Here is a 21,400-nt window from a genome sequence, read left to right as displayed (position 1 = left end):
TTAATAGTGCTTGGACAACCTGCTGTTTTTAAGTAATATTTTCTAGAATTGATGACAGAATTAATATAAATATAATTCAGTTTTTCATTCTTGAACAAATAACATAACCCCGTAAGAATAATTTTTTCCTTCAGATATTCAGCAAGTTGAGTATGATTTAGAAAAATAGGTTAGGAAAAATTTGGAAAGGGAGAAAAAGTTGGTATCTTTGCAGACCCAAATGGAGAGATCTGGAAGGGGAGCGAAGTAGGGATTAGATTGAATTAGATAGTAATGATGATTGATAAGGCTTACGAAAAAAAAGTTTTAAAAATTTTACAAGAAACATTTGGTCAATTAAAAAATAGTTTATACTTTTGCACACGCAAATCAGGGAACGGAACGACAGAACAAGTTCACTGAGATAAAAGCGGAAGAAGAGAGATCATTGAAAATACAATAACAACCAAAAAAGTAAGGAAAAACTAAAGCGTCAATTTTTTTTGAGTGAGTCAGACAAACATACAATGGAGAGTTTGATCCTGGCTCAGGATGAACGCTAGCGGGAGGCCTAACACATGCAAGCCGAGCGGTAGAGTTCCTTCGGGAACTTGAGAGCGGCGTACGGGTGCGTAACACGTGTGCAACCTACCTTTATCTGGGGGATAGCCTTTCGAAAGGAAGATTAATACCCCATAATATAATGATTGGCATCAATTATTATTGAAAACTCCGGTGGATAGAGATGGGCACGCGCAAGATTAGATAGTTGGTGAGGTAACGGCTCACCAAGTCAATGATCTTTAGGGGTCCTGAGAGGGAGATCCCCCACACTGGTACTGAGACACGGACCAGACTCCTACGGGAGGCAGCAGTGAGGAATATTGGACAATGGGTGAGAGCCTGATCCAGCCATCCCGCGTGAAGGAAGACGGTCCTATGGATTGTAAACTTCTTTTGTACAGGGATAAACCTACCCTCGTGAGGGTAGCTGAAGGTACTGTACGAATAAGCACCGGCTAACTCCGTGCCAGCAGCCGCGGTAATACGGAGGGTGCAAGCGTTATCCGGATTTATTGGGTTTAAAGGGTCCGTAGGCGGACTTGTAAGTCAGTGGTGAAATCTCATAGCTTAACTATGAAACTGCCATTGATACTGCAGGTCTTGAGTAAATTTGAAGTGGCTGGAATAAGTAGTGTAGCGGTGAAATGCATAGATATTACTTAGAACACCAATTGCGAAGGCAGGTCACTAAGATTTAACTGACGCTGATGGACGAAAGCGTGGGGAGCGAACAGGATTAGATACCCTGGTAGTCCACGCCGTAAACGATGCTAACTCGTTTTTGGATTTTCGGATTCAGAGACCAAGCGAAAGTGATAAGTTAGCCACCTGGGGAGTACGTCCGCAAGGATGAAACTCAAAGGAATTGACGGGGGCCCGCACAAGCGGTGGATTATGTGGTTTAATTCGATGATACGCGAGGAACCTTACCAAGACTTAAATGGGAATTGACAGGTCTAGAAATAGACCCTCCTTCGGGCAATTTCCAAGGTGCTGCATGGTTGTCGTCAGCTCGTGCCGTGAGGTGTTAGGTTAAGTCCTGCAACGAGCGCAACCCCTGTCACTAGTTGCCATCATTCAGTTGGGGACTCTAGTGAGACTGCCTACGCAAGTAGAGAGGAAGGTGGGGATGACGTCAAATCATCACGGCCCTTACGTCTTGGGCCTCACACGTAATACAATGGCCGGTACAGAGGGCAGCTACCTAGCGATAGGATGCAAATCTCGAAAGCCGGTCTCAGTTCGGATTGGAGTCTGCAACTCGACTCTATGAAGCTGGAATCGCTAGTAATCGCGCATCAGCCATGGCGCGGTGAATACGTTCCCGGGCCTTGTACACACCGCCCGTCAAGCCATGGAAGTCTGGGGTACCTGAAGTCGGTGACCGTAAAAGGAGCTGCCTAGGGTAAAACAGGTAACTAGGGCTAAGTCGTAACAAGGTAGCCGTACCGGAAGGTGCGGCTGGAACATCTCATTTTAGAGCGTCTTTAGACGATAAACAAACAAGATACTTAAAGTATCACAAGCACTTACTCAAAAGATGCTTTAGTTTTTTTACTTTGGTTGGTATTAAAAAAAATACACCCACTAGAAATTAGTACAGGGAAGAGAGATAATTAACAATTATTAATTAATAATTATTAATTAGAGAGAGTCTCGTAGCTCAGCTGGTTAGAGCGCTACACTGATAATGTAGAGGTCGGCAGTTCGAGCCTGCCCGAGACTACTAATTGAAAAGATGGAAAGACATCAGATATGAGACATCAGACATTAAGTCTAAAGTCTGTAATCTGACATCTGAAGTCTACTAGCGGGGAATTAGCTCAGCTGGCTAGAGCGCCTGCCTTGCACGCAGGAGGTCAAGGGTTCGACTCCCTTATTCTCCACAGTATTAAGATTTTGATTTAAAAGTTACGGATAGAGCCAAAAACAATATCTGTTCATCAGGAACTTAATAAGAAATAAGATCATTGACATTAACGATAAGAACATCACAAAGAGAAAACCGAGCACTTACGGGTGCGGAGTTTACAAATAATAAGGTAACACGGTTGTGTTATCTGAACTAAAACTAAACTAATTTAACAATTAGGAAAGAAATCGTTAAGGGCGTATGGCGGATGCCTAGGCTTTCAGAGGCGACGAAGGACGTGGTAAGCTGCGAAAAGCTCGGGGGATCGGCACACACGAATTGATCCCGAGATGTCCGAATGGGGCAACCCGGCTGGTTGAAGACCAGTCACCTCGCAAGAGGAGCAAACCCGGAGAACTGAAACATCTAAGTACCCGGAGGAAAAGAAATCGAAGAGATTCCGTAAGTAGTGGCGAGCGAAAGCGGATTAGCCCAAAAGCTTTTATATGTTTAATAGAATGTTCTGGAAAGAACAGCCATAGAGGGTGATAGCCCCGTATATGAAAGGCATATTAAAGTGATAAATGAGTAGGGCGGGACACGTGAAATCCTGTCTGAATATGGGGGGACCATCCTCCAAGGCTAAATACTCCTGAAAGACCGATAGTGAACAAGTACTGTGAAGGAAAGGTGAAAAGCACTTCGAATAGAAGGGTGAAAGAGAACCTGAAACCGTACGCCTACAAGCGGTCGGAGCAGATTTATTCTGTGACGGCGTGCCTTTTGCATAATGAGCCTACGAGTTAATTTTACTAGCGAGCTTAAGCACTTCAGGTGCGGAGGCGGAGCGAAAGCGAGTCTGAATAGGGCGGATAGTTAGTAGGATTAGACGCGAAACCTTGTGATCTACCCATGGGCAGGTTGAAGCTTTGGTAACACAAAGTGGAGGACCGAACCGGTTGACGTTGAAAAGTCTTCGGATGACTTGTGGGTAGGGGTGAAAGGCCAATCAAACTGGGAGATAGCTCGTACTCCCCGAAATGCATTTAGGTGCAGCGTCGATGTTAAGTTTATTAGAGGTAGAGCTACTGATTGGATGCGGGGGAGTCAAATCCTACCAATTCCTGACAAACTCCGAATGCTAATAAATGTTCGTCGGCAGTGAGGGCATGGGTGCTAAGGTCCATGTCCGAGAGGGAAAGAACCCGGACCAACAGCTAAGGTCCCCAAATCTATACTAAGTTGAAATAACGCGGTTGAACTGCATTGACAGCTAGGATGTTGGCTTGGAAGCAGCCATTCATTTAAAGAGTGCGTAACAGCTCACTAGTCGAGCGGTTCGGCATGGATAATAATCGGGCATAAGTATAGTACCGAAGCTATGGATTTATAACTTTTGAGTTATATCTGGTAGGGGAGCATTCTGTTTGCGCCGAAGCAGTATCGTGAGGTATTGTGGAGCGGACAGAAAAGAAAATGTAGGCATAAGTAACGATAAAGCGGGCGAGAAACCCGCTCACCGAAAGACTAAGGTTTCCTCAGCCATGCTAATCAGCTGAGGGTTAGTCGGGACCTAACGCGAACCCGAAAGGGGAAGTGGATGGACAATGGGTTAATATTCCCATACTTGCTCACACTAAAAAGGGGACGGATTTACGTACTTGCTGGAGACTGACGGAATAGTCAAGGCCTAGCCTTCGGGCGAAGCTGCTGCAGGGAAATAGATTCCAAGAAAAGCCGAAGTGAAGCAACCCGTACCAAAACCGACACAGGTAGTCGAGGAGAGAATCCTAAGGTGCTAGAGTGAATCATGGTTAAGGAACTAGGCAAAATAGTCTCGTAACTTCGGAAGAAGAGACGCCAGCAGCAATGCTGGCCGCAGTGAAGAGGCCCAGGCGACTGTTTATCAAAAACACAGGACTCTGCTAAATCGAAAGATGCTGTATAGGGTCTGACACCTGCCCGGTGCTGGAAGGTTAAGGAAGGTTGTTAGCGTAAGCGAAGCAATTGACTGAAGCCCCAGTAAACGGCGGCCGTAACTATAACGGTCCTAAGGTAGCGAAATTCCTTGTCGGGTAAGTTCCGACCTGCACGAATGGTGTAACGATCTGGGCACTGTCTCAACCATGAGCTCTGTGAAATTGTAGTATCGGTGAAGATGCCGATTACCCGCAATGGGACGAAAAGACCCTGTGAACCTTTACTATAACTTCGTATTGACTTTGAATAAACAATGTGTAGGATAGGTGGGAGACTTTGAAGCTGGCACGCTAGTGTCGGTGGAGTCAACGTTGAAATACCACCCTTTGTTTATTTGGAGCCTAACTTGAGAGATCAAGGACATTGCGTGGTGGGTAGTTTGACTGGGGTGGTCGCCTCCAAAAGAGTAACGGAGGCTTTCAAAGGTACCCTCAGCACGCTTGGTAACCGTGCGTAGAGTGTAATGGCATAAGGGTGCTTGACTGTGAGACCTACAAGTCGATCAGGTGCGAAAGCAGGACATAGTGATCCGGTGGTTCCGTATGGAAGGGCCATCGCTCATAGGATAAAAGGTACTCCGGGGATAACAGGCTAGTCTCCCCCAAGAGCTCACATCGACGGGGAGGTTCGGCACCTCGATGTCGGCTCGTCACATCCTGGGGCTGGAGAAGGTCCCAAGGGTTGGGCTGTTCGCCCATTAAAGTGGCACGCGAGCTGGGTTCAGAACGTCGTGAGACAGTTCGGTCTCTATCTATTGCGGGCGTTAGATGTTTGAGAGGGCTTGACTCTAGTACGAGAGGACCGATTTGAACAAACCTCTGGTGTATCAGTTGTACCGCCAGGTGCACCGCTGAGTAGCTACGTTTGGAAAGGATAAGCACTGAAAGCATATAAGTGCGAAACCTGCCTCAAGATGAGACATCTTTTAAGGGTCGTTGGAGATGACAACGTTGATAGGCTACAGGTGTAAAGTCAGTAATGGCATAGCCGAGTAGTACTAATTACCCGTAGATTTATAGCCTAATAAGGCGCACCGTAAGTGCATCAAAGGTTTACTCTTTGTGAAAGTTTTTATCGATAAATAGACATCAGATGTAAGACATCAGAAATCAGACCATAAAGTCTGAAATCTCTTATCTGAAATCTGCCATCTAAATACATATTTAGGGTGGTTTTAGCAGAGGGGCTCACCTGTTCCCATTCCGAACACAGAAGTTAAGCCCTCTAGCGCCGATGGTACTGCGAAAGCGGGAGAGTAGGTCGCCGCCAGTTTTTTTTAAAGCTCAATCATTTTTTTGATTGAGCTTTTTTTATTTATAAACTAATAGTATTAGAAAATAATCGAATACAATAAATTGGAGGTGCAGTGTATTCTTTTTTTGTAGAAAATACGTCTGTATAGTATTTAAAATTTACTCTTGGAAATTAGACACTTGTTGAGAAAAACTACGTCGTTATATCGCTTTTACCTCTATTGTCATCCGTGAAATTTGCTTTAAGTTATATTTATACTCATTTGGAACTCAATTAAAACCTACTTAAAATTCCCCAATGAATCTTAGTATCGCTAAATTTCACGGGGTTTCCAAATTCATTACCATTTGAAATTTGGAACGTCATTAAGCCAATTGGCAGAAAGAAATTAAAACCGATTCCGAAGCTATAAAGCTTAGGTTTCAGTGATAAATTTTTGTTGTTGAGTTGGCCATATTGTGCAAAAATATCAAAGAACGATTGGCTTCCGACCAGATACCGGTATTCCGCACTTCCGTAGTAGTAAAAGTCTGCCAATAGTGTATTTTCATTAAATCCTCTAAAAGAATTCCAACCGCCAAATCGCAACAATTCGTTGGTCACCAGTTCGTTTTTCGAATTGATTAATGCGGTTTCGGCTTTTAAATTGAGATAATTATTTCCTAAAATATAGAAATTTCTTTCGCCCGAAAAGTAAAAATTATTTTGGGTGACGTTGACGTTTTCTTTTGAGTAATTAGTCGAAAAGTAATCCGCTTCAGCGCGTATTCTTGTTTTATAAAGAAATAATTGCACATCCGACGGTTCATTAAATTCGTACCAAAGTCCAATTCCTTTTTTGCTGAAATCCTTAGCCTGAGTATATAAAGAATCCATCACAACGGACGTTTCGAAGGTTCCACGAAGTCCTAATTTTTGTCTGTTGCTCAAATGAAGATACAAACTTGGTAGAAATTTTACATTAGCAAAAGTTGAATCCTGGCGATAAATATTAATATTGATATTTGTACCGAAATTGGACTTAAACAGATAAGGAATATCCGTTTTCAAATCAAAAGTTTGTCCTTTGTCCGGGTTTCTCTGCCAGAAAACATTCACTGTTTCAAAAGCATTAAACATATTTTTAAAGTTCACATTTAAACTTCCGTTGAATGTGAATTTGTCTGAATTGTCATTTCCAAAACCTATAATTCCATCGAATGTGTTTGTTTTTTTCTTTTTCAGAAACAGGAAAACTTGCGTGGAATCTTTCGTAAAAAGAGTTTGAGGTGGTTTTTCTAAAAGTAAAAACGGATGATTTTGCAGTGATTGATTAATTCTCAACAAATTTTGATCGTCATATTTTTTACCCTGAAATTCTTTTTCAATATTTTTTATAAACCTTTTGGGTACTTTTTCGTAACCTTTTATTACGAAACCGTCAATATTCCTCGGATTTCCTTTGATAACTGTAATCTCAATTTGTGGAATATTATTTTCCATCCGCAGGAATTTAGATTTTACGCGGTTGAAAGTAAATCCTTGGGTTCGATAATTCTCATTAATCACTTTTTTTAAAGAATCGAGATTTTTGGTGAAAAATTGATTTGCATGGTTGGTGTTTTTAGCAATTTCGTCATCAACTTTTACCAAAGCTTCATTGAAATTTTTTCCTTTATCGAAATAGATTTCCGTTTTGGTTCGATCTTTTTTAACGTTTGTGAGCTGAGTTAAATAATAATTATTTTGAGAAAGTGAATCTAAAAATTTGGTTGCTGCGATGGAATCTTTAGCTAAAGTTTTTTTCTGAGTTTGGATATCGATCAACCAAAACTCATGCTGCTGTGCTTTGACAAAAACACAGAAGAATAGTAAAATTATGAATGAAATTTTTTGCAAGAGAAACGTTTCACAATTGGAACTCAATTTACGGAAGATTATTATATTCTGAGTATATTTTTTTAATAATCCATATTTGAAATTTACGTGATGAGCATTAGTTTTCTTTGGCTTAAGAAATTATTTCTTTACCTTTAACCATTAGAAATTTTCATGTTTTTCTATACAAATTATGAAGAAAGTAGGTTTGTTTTTCGGGAGTTTTAATCCCATTCATATTGGTCATTTAATTTTAGCAAATTATATTCTGGAAAATTCGGATATGGCTGAATTGTGGTTTGTAGTGAGTCCGCAAAACCCTTTTAAAGATAAAAAAGCCTTGCTCAGCGACCATAACCGATTGGATATGGTGCAGCTCGCGGTAAAAAATTATCCGAAAATGCGGGTTTCGAATGTTGAATTTTCTTTACCCAAACCGAGTTACACGATCGACACTTTGACGTATTTGAAAGAGAAATATCCGGATCATTCGTTCGCTTTGATTATGGGAGAAGATAATTTGAAAGGTTTACCAAAGTGGAAAAACGCTGATAAATTGATCGAAAATCATCAAATTATTGTTTATCCAAGAATTTTTGAAGGTGAAAGACAAGATAATGAATATTTAAAACATGAAAATATTTCGATGATTAATGCGCCAATTATCGAACTTTCCGCGACTGAAATCAGAAATATGATAAAAAATGGGAAAAATGTTCGCCCGATGTTGCCACCTGAAGTTTTCGAATATTTGGATGGGAGTAATTTTTATAAATGAAAGATAGAAGTAATAAGTAATGAATATTATTGAAAAATATTTCTCACGCTATTCGGAGGATAAACTTATCAAATGGTTTAAGCAAATTTGCTTTGCAGAAGCAGTTTCATGGTTTTTTTTATTTACTGCGATGATTTGGATTCGCTATGATCGGGAAGGATTATTGCCCACGATTTATATTATTATCATCGGGAATATCCACGGATTATTTTTTACACTTTATCTTTTAATGATTTTGCCAATGCGGAAAATTTATGATTGGGATGATGAAGATACTGTGTTTGCGCTGGTTTCGGCATTTTTTCCATTTGCTACGATTTGGATTGATAAAAAATTAGCTCAGTTTAATAGGGAATAAAGTGATTTTAAGAATTTAAGGATTTTAAGAGCAATTTTTTTGCTCTTTTTTTATGTTTGAATGTAACGAATAGTACATTTTGGTTGTCTAATTATATAAGATTAAAGTTTTAATTAAATTTGTAACATTGATAATCAATACGTTATGTTAATAAATTTTATTTATTTACTACTTTGTATTGCATAATACTAAAGAAATAATATATCTTTGCATTGTTGTACTACTAAAGAAAACGAATAACCCAAGAAGAGAAGAAAGAGAACTAATAACCGAGACCGTCATCAATTAAAAAAACTAAAATCCAAAAACTTCCTTCTTTTTCTTTTTTAAAAAAAACTTAAAACCATGAGAAAATTATTAATTACCCTAGCTTTCCTTTCCGGAATTGTCGCTTTCGCACAAGAGGCACCGAAGAAAGATTCTGTAAAAACCGAGAATATTAAGGAGGTTTTGATGACCAAAAAAGTGTTTCAAAAAAAATCGGACCGATTAATTTATGATGTTGCCAATTCTCCGATTGCAAAAGGAACCAACTCATTTGATTTGTTGAAAGATACGCCAATGGTTTCTTCTACAGACGATAAAACCTTGAAAATTTTAGGTAAGAACAACGCCACGATTTTCATCAACGGGAAGAAAAGTAACATGGATGCGGAAGCGATTATTGCAATGCTGAAATCTACTCCATCTGAAGATATTTCGAAAATTGAAGTAATTACAGTTCCTTCCAGCGAATTTCAGGTGGAAAGTAATGATGGAATCATCAATATTGTCATGAAGAAAAAAATGAGTGATGGCGTGAACGGTACACTGAAAATGGAAAATAACCAAGGATATTTCAACAATTCTTCTTCGGCACTTTCAGTTAATTTCAGAAAAGGAAAATTGGCCGGAAGCGGGAATTTAAATTTAGGGAGTTGGACGCAAAGACAATATTATCAATTGGGAAATGGAGACCAAACTTTTGCGCAAACTTCTGAGGGAACAATTACGGATCCTAACCTAGATTTGGGTGGTTATCTAAATTTGGATTACGAAATTTCTGCAAAACAAAATTTGGGTTTTTCTTACAATAATCGGTTTAATTGGAGTTTAAATTCCATTTCAGATTTATATAATGAAGGAAAGGATCTTATAGAAAACACGATTCGCAGAACAACCACCAATAATGTTGAAGATTCTCGTACTAAAAATCACTCATTTAATTTGAATTATGAATGGAAAGCTGATGATTTGGGCAGTAAATTAGTATTAAATTCAGCTTATCTTACCTATCAAAGAAACCAGGAAAACGTCAATGTTACCACGGATTTCGATTCTCAAAATATTACCCGAAAATTTCAGCAGAAAATTCCGCAAATCATTAATAATTATGGTTTTATGGCGGATTATATTCAGAAATTTAAAAATGAAACTACTATTTCCTTCGGTGGAAATTTTAATAAAACAAAAACTGATAATGATGTTACTTTGGAAAGCATAATTCCACCAACCGGGATAGATGCGGAACAATCTAATCATTTTGTTTATCATGAAAACATCATTGGTTTTTATGCGACTTTGGAAAAAAGCTTTAGCGAAAAATTATCCGGAAAAATAGGATCCCGACTTGAAATGACCAAAAGCAACGGCGAAGTTCTTGGAAAAGCGCAAGATTTTGATCGAAATTACAATAGTTTCTTGCCATATCTCTCTGTAAATTACAGCATTAATAAAAATAATAATCTTTCTTATGCCTTTTCTAGCCGAGTAAGAAGACCTTCTTTTTGGCAACTGAATCCGAGTAGAATGTATCTTACAGAAAATAATTATGTACAGAATAATCCTTTCATGAAGGCTTCAACTTACTATAACCAAGAGTTGAATTACATGTTGAAAAACTCCTATTTTGTGGTTTTGAATCATAGCTATATTACCGATGTTTCGGAACAAATTCCGCTGCAAAGAAAAGTAGATGGCGTTACCGAATTGCGATATATCCGAACCAATTATGGCGATAAACAAGAGTTTGGTTTAACTGTAGGAATGCAAAAAATGTTTTTCAAAGGAATTTGGAATGCCAATTATACAGCAACCGTGAATCATAATATTTTCAATGGAATTGTAGACACAGATCCGATCACCGGAGATGTTTTTCCAGCTTTTGTTTTAGATAAAAAAACGACTTTTGGCTTAGTACAATTCAATAATGATATTCGACTTTCTTCTAAAAAAGATTGGTATTTTGGGCTTAAATATTTTTATCTAAGTTCACAGGAAATAGAGTTTGGGAAATTGGGTTCTTTACAAAGTTTAGATCTTTCCTTGAAAAAAATCTGGAACGATTGGACATTCCTCGTAGAAGCGAGCGATGTTTTAGGACAGAATAAAGTAGATATCGACAGCCGACAAGCCAACGGATATTATAATATCGTGAAGCAAAACCAATACAACACACAAGTTACTTTCACAGCAACTTATAATTTTGGAAACCAAAAATTGAAGAAAGTCAGAAATTCTCAAAATGCAAATGACGAAATCCGTAAAAGAACTGGCGGATAATTTTCAGAACATTTATTTTTTCATTTAACTAAAAAATCACCGAAAATTTTCGGTGATTTTGATTTTAACTATGTTTTTTCTAAAGAAATTTAAGATGAAGATTTCGGTAAAAAAACCTCTGCCAACATACATCTTGCACTTCCGCCACCATTTATTTCGATGGTATTAAGGTCCGAATATATGATCTCGCAGTATTTTTCGATGGAATTTATTTGTTCCGGATTCAAAGATTGATAAGCAGTTTGGCTCATTACCAGGAATTTTTTTCCTTCGGAATTGTTTACCTGAAGCATGTTTCCAGCGAATTGTTGTAATTGATCTTCAGAAATTTCGATGATTTCCTTTCCGCTGGATTTGATGACTTCTTGAACTTTTTCGCGTTCCAATTCATCATCGATACAATCGAGGCAAATTACCACAAACTGATCAGCAACGCACATCATCACATTGGTGTGGTAAATCGGTAATCTTTGGTCGCCCGCATTTTGATAAGAATGAAAAACAACTGGCGTAAAACCATATTTTGCGCAGAATTCTTTGAAAAGTTCTTCATCCAAACGAAGAGAAACTGAGCCATAAGCAATTTTATTGTCGTGATCGAAAATCATGCTTCCTGTTCCTTCCAAAAATTTATTTTCATTTTCAGAAGCGGTAAAATCATCGATTTCCGTGATTTCGAAACCATTGTTTTTAAGGATTTCCAAAATATCCATTCGGCGTTCTGCTCGTCGGTTTGGAGCAAACATCGGGTACAAAACTACCTTTCCGTCTTTGTGGAAACTCACCCAATTGTTCGGGAAAATGGAATCCGGAGTGTGTGGTTCCAAAGTATCTTTCGCGGCAATCACATTGATGCCTTTATTTCTAAGTTTTTCTACAAAATTATTGAACTCAACGAGGGCTTTGCTTTGCGTGTCGGCACCTTTTTGCTCCACTTGGAAATAGTTGTTTTCCGCAGTTTGGGCATTGTAACCGAATGCAACTGGCTCAATCATGAGCACGGTGTTTGTTGTTTGCATTTTTTTTAAAAAATTTGAATCTATAAAGAAATTTACTCTCTTACTAATGGTAATGTGGAACATCGGAGTAGGCCGCCCATTTTCGAAATTTCGTGATATGGGATTTCCTCAACTGTCATTCCCCATTCGTTGCGAAGATGGCTGTTCAGACGGGTAAAACGCTCATCAGAAACAACAATTTCCGGTGAAATCGAGAAAATATTAGGATTCATTTCGAACATTTCCTGTTGCGTTACATGAAAACAATTTTCTTCCCCGAAAATATCGATTAGAAGTCGGTAATCGCTTTCGTCCACAAATCCGTCTTTGTAAATAATGCATTTGTCTTTCCCAACCGGATTGAACGTGCAATCCAAATGTAAAATTCCTTCAAAAGGATTGGTGTCGTTTTTTTTCAGTTCCAGGTCGATAATTCTTTTCTTCGGAAAATATTCTTTCAGGATTTCAATCGCATATTCATTTGTTCTCGCGGTTTTGAAACTGCGGTAATCTTCGGAAAAACAAGTCCCGATGAACAGGAAATCGTTCCATACAATTACATCACCACCTTCAATATGAGCACTGTCGGGTAAATTGATAATTTTTTTCCAGCCGACCCGGGCAAAGATTTTTCGGTAGGCATCCTGCTCGTCATATCTATCCTGAATGATGTTTGAAATAATCATTTTATCATCAATCACGAAAGCGACATCGCGCGCAAAAACCTGATTATAGTTCTCAATAAGGTGCGGTCTGTAGACCTCCACATCGTGTTTTTTCAAAACTTTTTCGAAGGCAGTCATCTCATCGACGATATCTTTTTCCTGAGGATAAATCCCGTTTTGTAAGGAATGATAGGATTTTGCGTCATAGCTGTCTTCTAAAGAATGGGCCGGACCCATAGAATTTGGCAAGCCAAGTACAACGGATTTTAGTTTCGATGTTTCGTTGGTAATTTTAAGTTTCATAAAAAAATAGTGATGGTAACAAATTTAAACAAAGCAATTGAGGTGGAGAAATTTTTCCGTAATTTGGGTTTGATGACGATTTGGCAGATGATTTTATTGATTTTATGACAATAAATCCTGATGAGTTATTTATCAATTGATTGGTATAATTTTGCTTAAATTTATCGCTATAGAGAGGATTATCATTAAAATTTTATAATTCTTGTTAATTTTTCGTTAAAGTTGAAACAAAGCATTTTTAAATAATACTCATTTAGTATTAAATTTGAACTACAAAAAATAAATTTAGTTAATAGATTATGGACATAAATAATACATTAAAAAAACTGATTCCTTACACCTTTGTAGGTGTAATTTCCGGGGCTACCACCTTTGGAGCAATTCACTATTTCAGTGATAAAAATTCCGATTCCGAGTTTTCCTATTTTGCACCCAAAAACAATGATGCCAAATACGCATCATTTAATATGACCGGCGTTGGTGACGACTTTGTGAAAGCGTCTAAAATGACTGTTCCGGCGGTAGTAAGTATTAAAAATTACTCAAACAGAACGTCTCAACGAAGCGAACAGGATTTGTTTGATCAGTTCTTCGGCAATCCCTTTGGCGGACAGCCAAAACAGCAGCAGGCACCGAAAGACATGCCTTCGGGAATGGGTTCCGGAGTTATTATTTCTCCAGATGGATACATTATTTCAAATAACCACGTAATCGCTGGAGCCAGTAAACTTGAGGTGGTGCTTTCTAACAAGAAATCGTACGTCGCTAATTTGGTAGGAACCGACCCGACTACAGATATTGCGCTTTTAAAAATTGAGGAAAAAGGCCTGCCTTACCTTAATTTTGCCAATTCTGATAATGTGGAAGTTGGGCAGTGGGTTTTGGCAGTCGGAAATCCGATGGGTCTGAATTCTACGGTAACTGCGGGTATTGTTTCTGCAAAAGGAAGAAGTATTGATCTTTTGAGCCAGCAGTCCAGAACACCGATCGAAAGTTTTATCCAAACTGATGCAGCGATTAATCCCGGAAATTCTGGAGGTGCGCTGGTAAATCCAAATGGTGAACTGATCGGTATCAACTCGGCAATCTCATCAAAAACAGGATACTATGAAGGTTATGGTTTCGCAGTTCCGGCTAACCTTGCCAGAAAGGTGGTTGAAGATATTAAGAAATTCGGATTGGTGCAACGTGGATTCCTTGGTGTAAAATCATTGGATTTGTCAGACACACGTCAGGTTTCAATTTATAACCAACAAAACAAAACCAACATTAAATCCGGCGATGGTGTTTATCTGATCGAAGTCGTAGATAAAGGCGGAGCTGAGGCTGCTGGATTACGACCTGGAGATATTATTACTAAAGTTGATGAAACAGCGGTCTCTAATTATTACGATCTCTCTTTCGCAGTTGGAACTAAAAGACCGGGTGATAAAGTTGCAGTAACTTATTTAAGAAACGGCAGAACAAATACCGTGAATGTAACTTTAAGGGATGAAAAAGGCGGAACTTCATTCAGAAGCAAAGCCGATTTAACTGTAACCGAGAAGATTGGTGCTGATTTTGAACCCCTAAGCGAAAGGTTTAAAACCGATTACGGTCTTAACAGCGGAGTAGTTGCAAAAAATGTTCAGTCGGGGAGTGAAATGTCCAAAATTGGAATTGTTGATAATTACATTGTCATCGAAATAAATGGAAAACCTGTCAATTCCCAAAAAGATATTGAGAAAATTCTAAATGGCTATTCCGGAAATGTCCAGGTAAAATATGTAGATGAATACGGTAGAATTACCACAAGAGGTTTCAAAATGCCTTAAGTGACCCTTTAAAATAACAAAACGCAACTTTTATGGATTTGCGTTTTTTTTGTGCTGTATCTTTCTTGTATTTTTCTTTTTCCTTTCATAAATGACTTCTGTAATCTTTCCGCCGATCCATGCAAACGGAAAAAAAGTGAGGAAAATAAGGATTTTATAAAAAGTAGGATGATAAGGGAAAATAATAATATCGAGCATCGCAATAAATAGCAGGATGAACCCAATCAAAATTGCATAAGCCACTTTTGCATACTTCACTACAATCGCAGTAACAACTCCACCAACCGTAGCAGCAATTCCCGAGGAAATCAGCAATGCGACAAAGAAATAAGGTTTATGTTCCACTGATTTCAGCAAGGTTTCCCAGCGCTTAAAAGGTGTGAAATCTTCATAAGTAATCCACGAGGAATTGAGTCTTATTCCCAAAGTAATGATGAGTGCAGCTACAGCAAGCCCAATAATAACCGCAAAAGTGTTTCGAAGAAAATTCATTTAAAATTGATGAGCAATCATGGAAATTTCAATATCAACATTTTTTGGCAAGCAAGAAACCTGTACCGTTTCTCTCGCCGGATAGCTGTCCGCATCCAAATAGGATGCATAAATATCATTCATCACCGCGAAATCGTCCATGTTTTTTAGAAAAATGGTTGCTTTAACAACATTTTTAAAAGTCATTCCAGCTTCAGTAAGGATCGCTTCCAGATTTTTCATCACTTGATGCGTTTCCTTTTCAATGCCTTCTACCAACTTACCATTTTCGGGATTTACAGGAATTTGGCCGGAAATATATAAGATTCCGTTGGCAAAATTTGCCTGTGAATAAGGTCCGATAGCAGCGGGAGCATTGGTAGTAGATATTATTTTTTTCATGATGACATAATTTGAGCAAATATAAAACTTATGTTTAATTCTTTAAAATGTTTTAGAAAGGTGCATTCGGTTGGGTGAAACTACTGTCCTTATATTTCAGCGCATCTCGCAGGATGTTGGCTTTAATCCCGATGAAAAAATCGTACACTTTGTACTGTCCATAAGGAATCCAATTGAAATTTATCGTGAAACTCCTTTGATCTCGCGAGAAACCGATCTGCGTATTTGCAATCTCTTTGGAAATTACGTCGTAGTAAAGATTTCCGGTAATATTCCAAAATGGGGTTAGCTTGATACTTCCGTCCAAACCTACCGAAGCCATTTTATTTCCAAAACGGGTTAAACTTCTTGTGTAGCTATATTGGGCATTCACATTTAAGGTCCAGGGCTGTTCGAAACGAGAATAATTATCCTCATCAAAGTAATAATTCTCATTGCGGATTTCGCCTTTTTTATTATATTTTTTAGATGCTTCTTCCTTATCTTTCTTTTCGAAAATTGTGCTACTAAGCGGGTAAGAAAGTTGAGCATTGAACCCTTGAACGCTGAAATGCCCAAAATTATCAGTTCGGATTCCGGTATTTTCGCCTGGCGTAAAAACAATCTGATAAGGTTCCAATGTTAATCCGGTATTCAAATTTAATTTATCGAATATATTGGTTTGCCCGCTGAAGGTAAACATCGACCATTTGTAGATCGGTGCAGCGAAATTATAACTGGTATTAAAATTTAAACTTTCAAAAATTTTAATTTTTTTGATTCCGGTGGAGTCTTTTTTCGATTTCACTTTCATTTCCAAATTGTTATTAATCGAAAAAGTCATCGCTTGTACCAGTGCCGAATTCGGTGATCCCACGATTCCGCGATCAAAAATAGAGTAGGAGGTCATCTCGCCACGATCGTTGTAATAATTTTTATAATAACCAAAATTCGATGCAGAGAAATCTGGAGAATAACTAAAACCAATTTGTGGCGTCATCATGTGTCGGATCGCCTGAATTCCAGATGTTTTCTTGAAATTCAACATTCCGTAGAGTACAGTTTGCAAACTCGCACTTGTTGAAAAAGAGGAATAACCTGCAATTTTTTTATTCAGAACATCATCCACGGTGTTGGTGAGTGGATTGTATGTTCTCGTTAATGTTTTTGTGGTCAGCGCATTGTCAATATTGGCTGAAAGAGAAAATGTGAAATATTTTGCAATAGTGGTATTGGTTCCGAGAGCAATATTGTTTTTTAGTCCGGTTTGCATTTTGTCCCACATCGTGGAGGTGAAAAGCTCACCTTCATTGGTTTGTACGTAATTATTAAAGTTTAAGCCTGTATTCACCGTGATGTTTTCTAAAAGACCTTGTCGAACACCGGTTTTTGGTTTAAACAGATAGAACTGATTAATCGCCACATTTAAAACCGGCAGTTTCAAATCCGCCAATCCGGTGGAGAAATTCTGGGAATAAGAAGATGTTCCGGTAATGGTAATGGGCAAAGTGAGGAACCGTTTTACAATACTTATCGACGAGTTTTGTTGCGCATTCAGGTTGTTTTGGTTGAATGCGTAGTTGTTGTTTACCGTATTATTATAAAATTTATTGCTCACCAAATCTACCGAAGCCGAAAAAGTAAGGAAAGGATTGGCTTTCGCATCTTGTTGATGTCTCCAAGCAAGTCGATAGGTTGAAGATTTGGAGTAATCCGAAAGTCCTTTGATCCCACGAACGGTGGTGCCGATATCTGCGGAGAAATTCCCGGTATAGCGATAGTTTTTTTTGTAATTAAGTTCGGGTCGAAGGTTCCAGCTCCCTTTTGTATAAAGATCAGCAAGGATTTTTAAGTCAAAATGTTCCCCAATCGGTTGATAATAACCTAATCCGTTCAGGAAAAAACCTACATCTTCTCGCTCACCAAAACTTGGGATTAATATTCCTGCACTTCTTTTATCGGAAAAGGGCAAAATGGCAAACGGCATAATCAGTGGAGTCGGAACTTGTTCGATATACATTTGTATAGGTCCTGTAATCACTTGAGATTTTTCTTTTCCTTTAATTAGTTTAATATTTGGGGCGAGCAAATAATAATCAGCGATGGTATCTTTTTTCTTGATAAAATATTCATCGGTAGTATATTTTCCTCTTCTCATAAAGAAGACAGAATCGTTATATTTCTTAGTTTTTTCAGCGACAATCACGCCTTCACTTTCTTCCGTTCTTGCATTGAAAGCAATGGCTTGGCGGGTTTTAATATTATAAGTGAACTCGTCGTATTCGTAGGTTTTCCCGGCCTGGGTGGCCATTGCCGGATTTTTTATTTTGCCTAAAGAATCCAATTCTCCTCTCGCAAAAATGAGCGATTTATCCCAATCGATAGAAATATAATCGGCATCAATTTGCATATCCTGATATTTTACCTGCGCTTTTTTATTGAGGTAAGTCATCCTTTTTTGGATATCGTTCCGGATGTTGTCTGCCTTTGTTTCTACCACAGACTCAAGCTGTTCCTTTTTTAGAACGACGGTGTCAGATTTGCGAATTGTATCGTTAACTATCTTGTTTTCAGACAAATTTTGAGCATTGTAATGTGCTAAAAAACTGTTAAAAATTAGGATAATTAGAATATGTAATATATTTTTGAAGCTCGTTTTGGCCAAGGCAATAATTTCTGTAATTTGTGGTCAAAATTAGCATAATTTTTAAAATCTCAAGATGATTACCCATAGTTTTTCTTTTAAAAAATATTTTTTATTCGTTTTTTTCCTTTTGTTTAGCATCAGTGGTGCACAAAAAAAGTTCACCATTGTTTTAGATGCGGGGCATGGCGGTTCCGATCATGGTGCCAATCGCTACTATAGTGAGTTGGGAACGTTGCGTGAAAAAGATATTACACTGTCTGTTGTTTTGAAAATAGGGAGAATGCTAGAGAAGGATAAAGATTTCAAAGTAATTTACACCAGAAAAATTGATGAATATCCTTCATTGACTGATCGAACTACGCTTGCTAATCGGAGTAAAGCAGATTTGTTTATATCCGTTCACGTGAATGCTAACGTTAAAACTTCACCTTACGGAACTGAAACTTTTGTGCAAGGTCCAGACCAGAATAAAACAAACCTTGAAGTAGCAAAAGCAGAAAACGATGTGATTTATTTGGATGAAAAAGACCGGCAAATGTTTGCTAGCTATGATCCGAAGTCTCCGGAGTCATTAATCGCATTGAAAATTCAACAAAGTAAGTATTTGGAAAGTAGTTTGCTGTTCGGGAGTTTTGTGGAAGGAAATTTCGCGAATAAGGATAAAAGATTTTCGCGGGGGGTAAAACAACAGAATTTGCACGTACTTCGATTAAATGCGATGCCGTCGGTGCTTATCGAGACCGGTTTTATCAGTAATTATGAAGATGCGATGTATTTGGGATCTGACAGAGGTCAAAATGAAATTGCAGAAAGTATTTATGATGCGATACTAAGTTATAAAAAAGCAATCGGCAGAAACGATACAATTGCAAAAAGTGAAGTCGAAAAACCTGTTGAAGAGCCACTGAAAAATGATTTTAGAATTTTGTTAATGTCTTCTCCGAGCAAATATAATGATAATGATCCCGCACTAAAAGGTTTAAATTACATTCTTACCATAAAAGAGAATGGATTGTATAAATATTATTACGGAACAACCAATTTCGCCTCCGTACGAGACAATAATATAAAAACGGCCAAGGAAGCTGGATTCCGAAATGCTACCTCGATCTCTTTTGTTCCCAACCAAAAATTAGGAATTGGTTATTATACCATAGAAATCGCCGTAACTGAGCAGAAACTTAATGCAAACTCTTATATGTTAAATACCTTAAAAGATGTGGTTCGCACGAAGGAAAATGGCAAATTCTACTATACTTACGGAAGATTCTCAAGTTTGGAAGAAGCCGTAAAAGCCCAAAAAACATTAGAGGATAAGGGAATTAAAAATACCGTGATTCAGAAAAATTTAAAATAATTTTTTAAAAAGTATTGTGCGTTTAAAAAATAGTTTCTATTTTTGCAGTCCTCAAAACAAAGGCCTATTCGTCTAGTGGTAAGGACTCAAGATTTTCATTCTTGCAACAGGGGTTCGATTCCCCTATAGGCTACCAAGAATGAAAATTCTGAAAAAAAGTGAAAAAAATATTTTGTAATTAAAAAAAGAATTATATCTTTGCACCCAAGTTTTAGAAGATATGGCAAATCATAAATCAGCTCTGAAAAGAATCAGACAAAGCGAAAAGAAAAGATTAAGAAACAGATACTATCACAAGACTGCTAGAACAGCTTTGAAAGTACTGAGAAATGAAGAAGACAAAAAAGTTGCTGTTGAACAGTTGCCAAAAGTAATCTCTTTGTTGGATAAATTGGTGAAGAAAAACATTATCCACAAAAACAAAGCAGCAAACTTAAAAAGCAAGTTGACTAAGCACGTTAATAAATTAGCGTAACCTTATAAAAAGACGCACGGCCCGTTCGTCTATCGGTTAGGACCTCAGGTTTTCATCCTGGTAAGAGGGGTTCGACTCCCCTACGGGCTACCAAACTTCCGAAATTTTTTTTTCGGAAGTTTTTTTATGTTTATATTTGATTAGTTATTTTGTACTTATGAAAATACTCGTTATCAATGGGCCCAACCTTAATCTTCTCGGAACGCGTGAGCCAGAAATATATGGCAATATTTCCATGGAAGATTATCTCGAAACTTTGAAATCAGATTTTAATCAGCATCATATAGATTTCTTCCAATCTAATGTAGAAGGTGAACTCATCAATCGAATGCAACAAGATGATTTCGATGCATTGGTGATCAATCCTGGTGCTTACACGCATTATTCGTATGCAATCGCGGATTGTCTTAAAAATATTCCGAAACCCAAAATTGAGGTACACATCAGCAACATTTACAAGAGAGAAGAATTTCGGCAAAAATCGGTTACTGCACCGAACACGGATGCAGTGTTGAGTGGTTTTGGACTGAATGGATACTGTCTAGCAATTACGAATTTACTTCTAGAACACCATAAGGAATGATTATTGATGAGTTGTAAGAAAAAATTATGAAAAATTTTCTTCCAATCATTGCTCTTGCGGTTTTGGTGTCCTGCAAAAAAGATGTTGAACATGTTACCCAAGTTTCCCAACAAAATTCTGAAAATACCATTTCTGATAGTACAACTAATTCAAACATAGAAAATCCTGAATATTCCGGAGTTTTCAATGTAATCCCACAAGATATATCGGCCGAGATTGGCCGAGCAATTTTCACGCAGGAAGGAAAAACACTTTTCTATTATGACCAAAATTCCAACCAAGGAATCATTAAAATTGATGGAAAAGATTATACTTTAAACCGATTTGACTTTAATGAAAATAATTACACTTTGTACGGGAATAATGTAAAAATTGAAGCAACGAATGGCGATTTCAAAGATACAACAGGCGATTGTGTTTACGGTGATTTTCAGGAAGTGAAGGTTACCTTAGATCGTAAAACGCTTAATATTCCTCATATTAAAGTTCAAGATTGTCCAAATTTCTAAACGACTATTCTCGTTAGCTTTTTTTTTAGACAAA

At 37.9% G+C, this 21,400-nt stretch carries 14 protein-coding genes, 4 tRNA genes and 3 rRNA genes; 15 read left to right on the top strand and 6 right to left on the bottom strand.

The features are described from left to right. Positions 1-503: 503 nt before the first annotated feature. The 5 genes from H0S70_RS09295 to rrf all read left to right on the top strand — a co-directional run bounded on the left by H0S70_RS09295 (position 504) and on the right by rrf (position 5,647). Positions 504-2,020: ribosomal RNA gene (locus tag H0S70_RS09295) — 16S ribosomal RNA — on the top strand. Positions 2,021-2,195: 175 nt separating this feature from the next. Beyond that, positions 2,196-2,269: transfer RNA gene (locus tag H0S70_RS09290), tRNA-Ile, on the top strand. Between the two features lie 86 nt (positions 2,270-2,355). Further along, positions 2,356-2,429: transfer RNA gene (locus H0S70_RS09285), tRNA-Ala, on the top strand. A 207-nt stretch (positions 2,430-2,636) separates the two neighbouring features. Beyond that, a 23S ribosomal RNA gene (locus tag H0S70_RS09280) occupies positions 2,637-5,396 on the top strand. A 143-nt stretch (positions 5,397-5,539) separates the two neighbouring features. Then, positions 5,540-5,647 (top strand): 5S ribosomal RNA (rrf, locus tag H0S70_RS09275). The 16S, 23S and 5S rRNA genes sit together here with 2 tRNA genes alongside, the layout of an rRNA operon. Positions 5,648-5,902: 255 nt before the next feature. Here rrf and H0S70_RS09270 read toward each other — a convergent pair. After that, positions 5,903-7,507 carry a BamA/TamA family outer membrane protein gene (locus H0S70_RS09270; protein ID WP_188320595.1) on the bottom strand — a complete coding sequence of 535 codons (1,605 nt, stop codon included), beginning with the start codon at positions 7,505-7,507 and terminating at the stop codon, positions 5,903-5,905. Positions 7,508-7,679: 172 nt separating this feature from the next. On the opposite strand from H0S70_RS09270, the gene nadD reads away from it, so the two are divergent. From nadD to H0S70_RS09255, 3 genes are all read left to right on the top strand, one after another. Beyond that, positions 7,680-8,264 (top strand): nicotinate (nicotinamide) nucleotide adenylyltransferase, encoded by a 585-nt coding sequence (nadD, locus tag H0S70_RS09265; RefSeq protein ID WP_188320594.1) that lies wholly within the window; start codon positions 7,680-7,682, stop codon positions 8,262-8,264. Positions 8,265-8,283: 19 nt separating this feature from the next. Beyond that, complete coding sequence (locus H0S70_RS09260) at positions 8,284-8,622, top strand: DUF3817 domain-containing protein (RefSeq protein WP_123248859.1); 339 nt, start codon at positions 8,284-8,286, stop codon at positions 8,620-8,622. Between the two features lie 345 nt (positions 8,623-8,967). Then, positions 8,968-11,163 (top strand): outer membrane beta-barrel family protein, encoded by a 2,196-nt coding sequence (locus H0S70_RS09255; RefSeq protein WP_188320593.1) that lies wholly within the window; start codon positions 8,968-8,970, stop codon positions 11,161-11,163. Between the two features lie 89 nt (positions 11,164-11,252). Here the strand turns inward: H0S70_RS09255 and ctlX are convergent, their stop codons facing one another. Together ctlX and H0S70_RS09245 are read right to left on the bottom strand one after the other, a co-directional pair. Then, positions 11,253-12,182 carry a citrulline utilization hydrolase CtlX gene (ctlX, locus tag H0S70_RS09250; RefSeq protein ID WP_188320592.1) on the bottom strand — a complete coding sequence of 310 codons (930 nt, stop codon included), beginning with the start codon at positions 12,180-12,182 and terminating at the stop codon, positions 11,253-11,255. A 32-nt stretch (positions 12,183-12,214) separates the two neighbouring features. Continuing rightward, positions 12,215-13,129 carry a dimethylarginine dimethylaminohydrolase family protein gene (locus tag H0S70_RS09245; protein WP_123248861.1) on the bottom strand — a complete coding sequence of 305 codons (915 nt, stop codon included), beginning with the start codon at positions 13,127-13,129 and terminating at the stop codon, positions 12,215-12,217. A 305-nt stretch (positions 13,130-13,434) separates the two neighbouring features. Here H0S70_RS09245 and H0S70_RS09240 point away from each other — a divergent pair, with 305 nt between their 5' ends. Next, on the top strand, positions 13,435-14,943 hold the full coding sequence (locus H0S70_RS09240) for a trypsin-like peptidase domain-containing protein (protein WP_188322218.1): 1,509 nt from the start codon (positions 13,435-13,437) through the stop codon (positions 14,941-14,943). Positions 14,944-14,973: 30 nt separating this feature from the next. Here H0S70_RS09240 and H0S70_RS09235 read toward each other — a convergent pair whose 3' ends face one another. The 3 genes from H0S70_RS09235 to H0S70_RS09225 are packed head-to-tail and all read right to left on the bottom strand — an operon-like array spanning position 14,974 to position 18,460. Next, on the bottom strand, positions 14,974-15,435 hold the full coding sequence (locus H0S70_RS09235) for a hypothetical protein (protein ID WP_188320591.1): 462 nt from the start codon (positions 15,433-15,435) through the stop codon (positions 14,974-14,976). Then, a complete protein-coding gene (locus H0S70_RS09230) occupies positions 15,436-15,816 on the bottom strand; it encodes a RidA family protein (protein ID WP_031502807.1) in 381 nt (126 codons plus the stop codon). A 52-nt stretch (positions 15,817-15,868) separates the two neighbouring features. Further along, positions 15,869-18,460, bottom strand: a complete 2,592-nt coding sequence (locus H0S70_RS09225) for a putative LPS assembly protein LptD (protein WP_188320590.1) — start codon at positions 18,458-18,460, stop codon at positions 15,869-15,871. 55 nt (positions 18,461-18,515) lie between these two features. Between H0S70_RS09225 and H0S70_RS09220 the strand changes: the two genes are divergently transcribed. The 6 genes from H0S70_RS09220 to H0S70_RS09195 all read left to right on the top strand — a co-directional run bounded on the left by H0S70_RS09220 (position 18,516) and on the right by H0S70_RS09195 (position 21,366). After that, entirely contained in the window at positions 18,516-19,799 is a 1,284-nt protein-coding gene (locus tag H0S70_RS09220) for an N-acetylmuramoyl-L-alanine amidase (RefSeq protein ID WP_188320589.1), read from the top strand. A gap of 61 nt (positions 19,800-19,860) precedes the next feature. Continuing rightward, positions 19,861-19,935 (top strand) — tRNA-Glu (locus H0S70_RS09215). Positions 19,936-20,019: 84 nt separating this feature from the next. Further along, a complete protein-coding gene (rpsT, locus tag H0S70_RS09210) occupies positions 20,020-20,274 on the top strand; it encodes a 30S ribosomal protein S20 (protein ID WP_031502811.1) in 255 nt (84 codons plus the stop codon). Between the two features lie 18 nt (positions 20,275-20,292). After that, positions 20,293-20,367: transfer RNA gene (locus H0S70_RS09205), tRNA-Glu, on the top strand. 64 nt (positions 20,368-20,431) lie between these two features. Beyond that, complete coding sequence (gene aroQ, locus H0S70_RS09200) at positions 20,432-20,857, top strand: type II 3-dehydroquinate dehydratase (protein ID WP_188320588.1); 426 nt, start codon at positions 20,432-20,434, stop codon at positions 20,855-20,857. A 26-nt stretch (positions 20,858-20,883) separates the two neighbouring features. Then, positions 20,884-21,366 carry a hypothetical protein gene (locus tag H0S70_RS09195; RefSeq protein WP_188320587.1) on the top strand — a complete coding sequence of 161 codons (483 nt, stop codon included), beginning with the start codon at positions 20,884-20,886 and terminating at the stop codon, positions 21,364-21,366. The last annotated feature ends 34 nt before the right edge of the window (positions 21,367-21,400 follow it).

It is taken from the genome of Chryseobacterium manosquense (genome assembly GCF_014623485.1).
In the GTDB taxonomy this organism is placed as follows: domain Bacteria; phylum Bacteroidota; class Bacteroidia; order Flavobacteriales; family Weeksellaceae; genus Kaistella; species Kaistella haifensis.
This window is presented reverse-complemented; position numbering and strand designations above follow the sequence as displayed.

What these genes read in the sequence shown, in the direction of transcription:
- nadD (WP_188320594.1), top strand. Translation starts at nt 7,680, where the DNA reads ATGAAGAAAGTAGGTTTGTTTTTCGGGAGTTTTAATCCCATTCATATT.
- H0S70_RS09260 (WP_123248859.1), top strand. Translation starts at nt 8,284, where the DNA reads ATGAATATTATTGAAAAATATTTCTCACGCTATTCGGAGGATAAACTT.
- H0S70_RS09255 (WP_188320593.1), top strand. Translation starts at nt 8,968, where the DNA reads ATGAGAAAATTATTAATTACCCTAGCTTTCCTTTCCGGAATTGTCGCT.
- ctlX (WP_188320592.1), bottom strand. Translation starts at nt 12,182, where the DNA reads ATGCAAACAACAAACACCGTGCTCATGATTGAGCCAGTTGCATTCGGT.
- H0S70_RS09245 (WP_123248861.1), bottom strand. Translation starts at nt 13,129, where the DNA reads ATGAAACTTAAAATTACCAACGAAACATCGAAACTAAAATCCGTTGTA.
- H0S70_RS09235 (WP_188320591.1), bottom strand. Translation starts at nt 15,435, where the DNA reads ATGAATTTTCTTCGAAACACTTTTGCGGTTATTATTGGGCTTGCTGTA.
- H0S70_RS09230 (WP_031502807.1), bottom strand. Translation starts at nt 15,816, where the DNA reads ATGAAAAAAATAATATCTACTACCAATGCTCCCGCTGCTATCGGACCT.
- H0S70_RS09220 (WP_188320589.1), top strand. Translation starts at nt 18,516, where the DNA reads ATGATTACCCATAGTTTTTCTTTTAAAAAATATTTTTTATTCGTTTTT.
- rpsT (WP_031502811.1), top strand. Translation starts at nt 20,020, where the DNA reads ATGGCAAATCATAAATCAGCTCTGAAAAGAATCAGACAAAGCGAAAAG.
- aroQ (WP_188320588.1), top strand. Translation starts at nt 20,432, where the DNA reads ATGAAAATACTCGTTATCAATGGGCCCAACCTTAATCTTCTCGGAACG.
- H0S70_RS09195 (WP_188320587.1), top strand. Translation starts at nt 20,884, where the DNA reads ATGAAAAATTTTCTTCCAATCATTGCTCTTGCGGTTTTGGTGTCCTGC.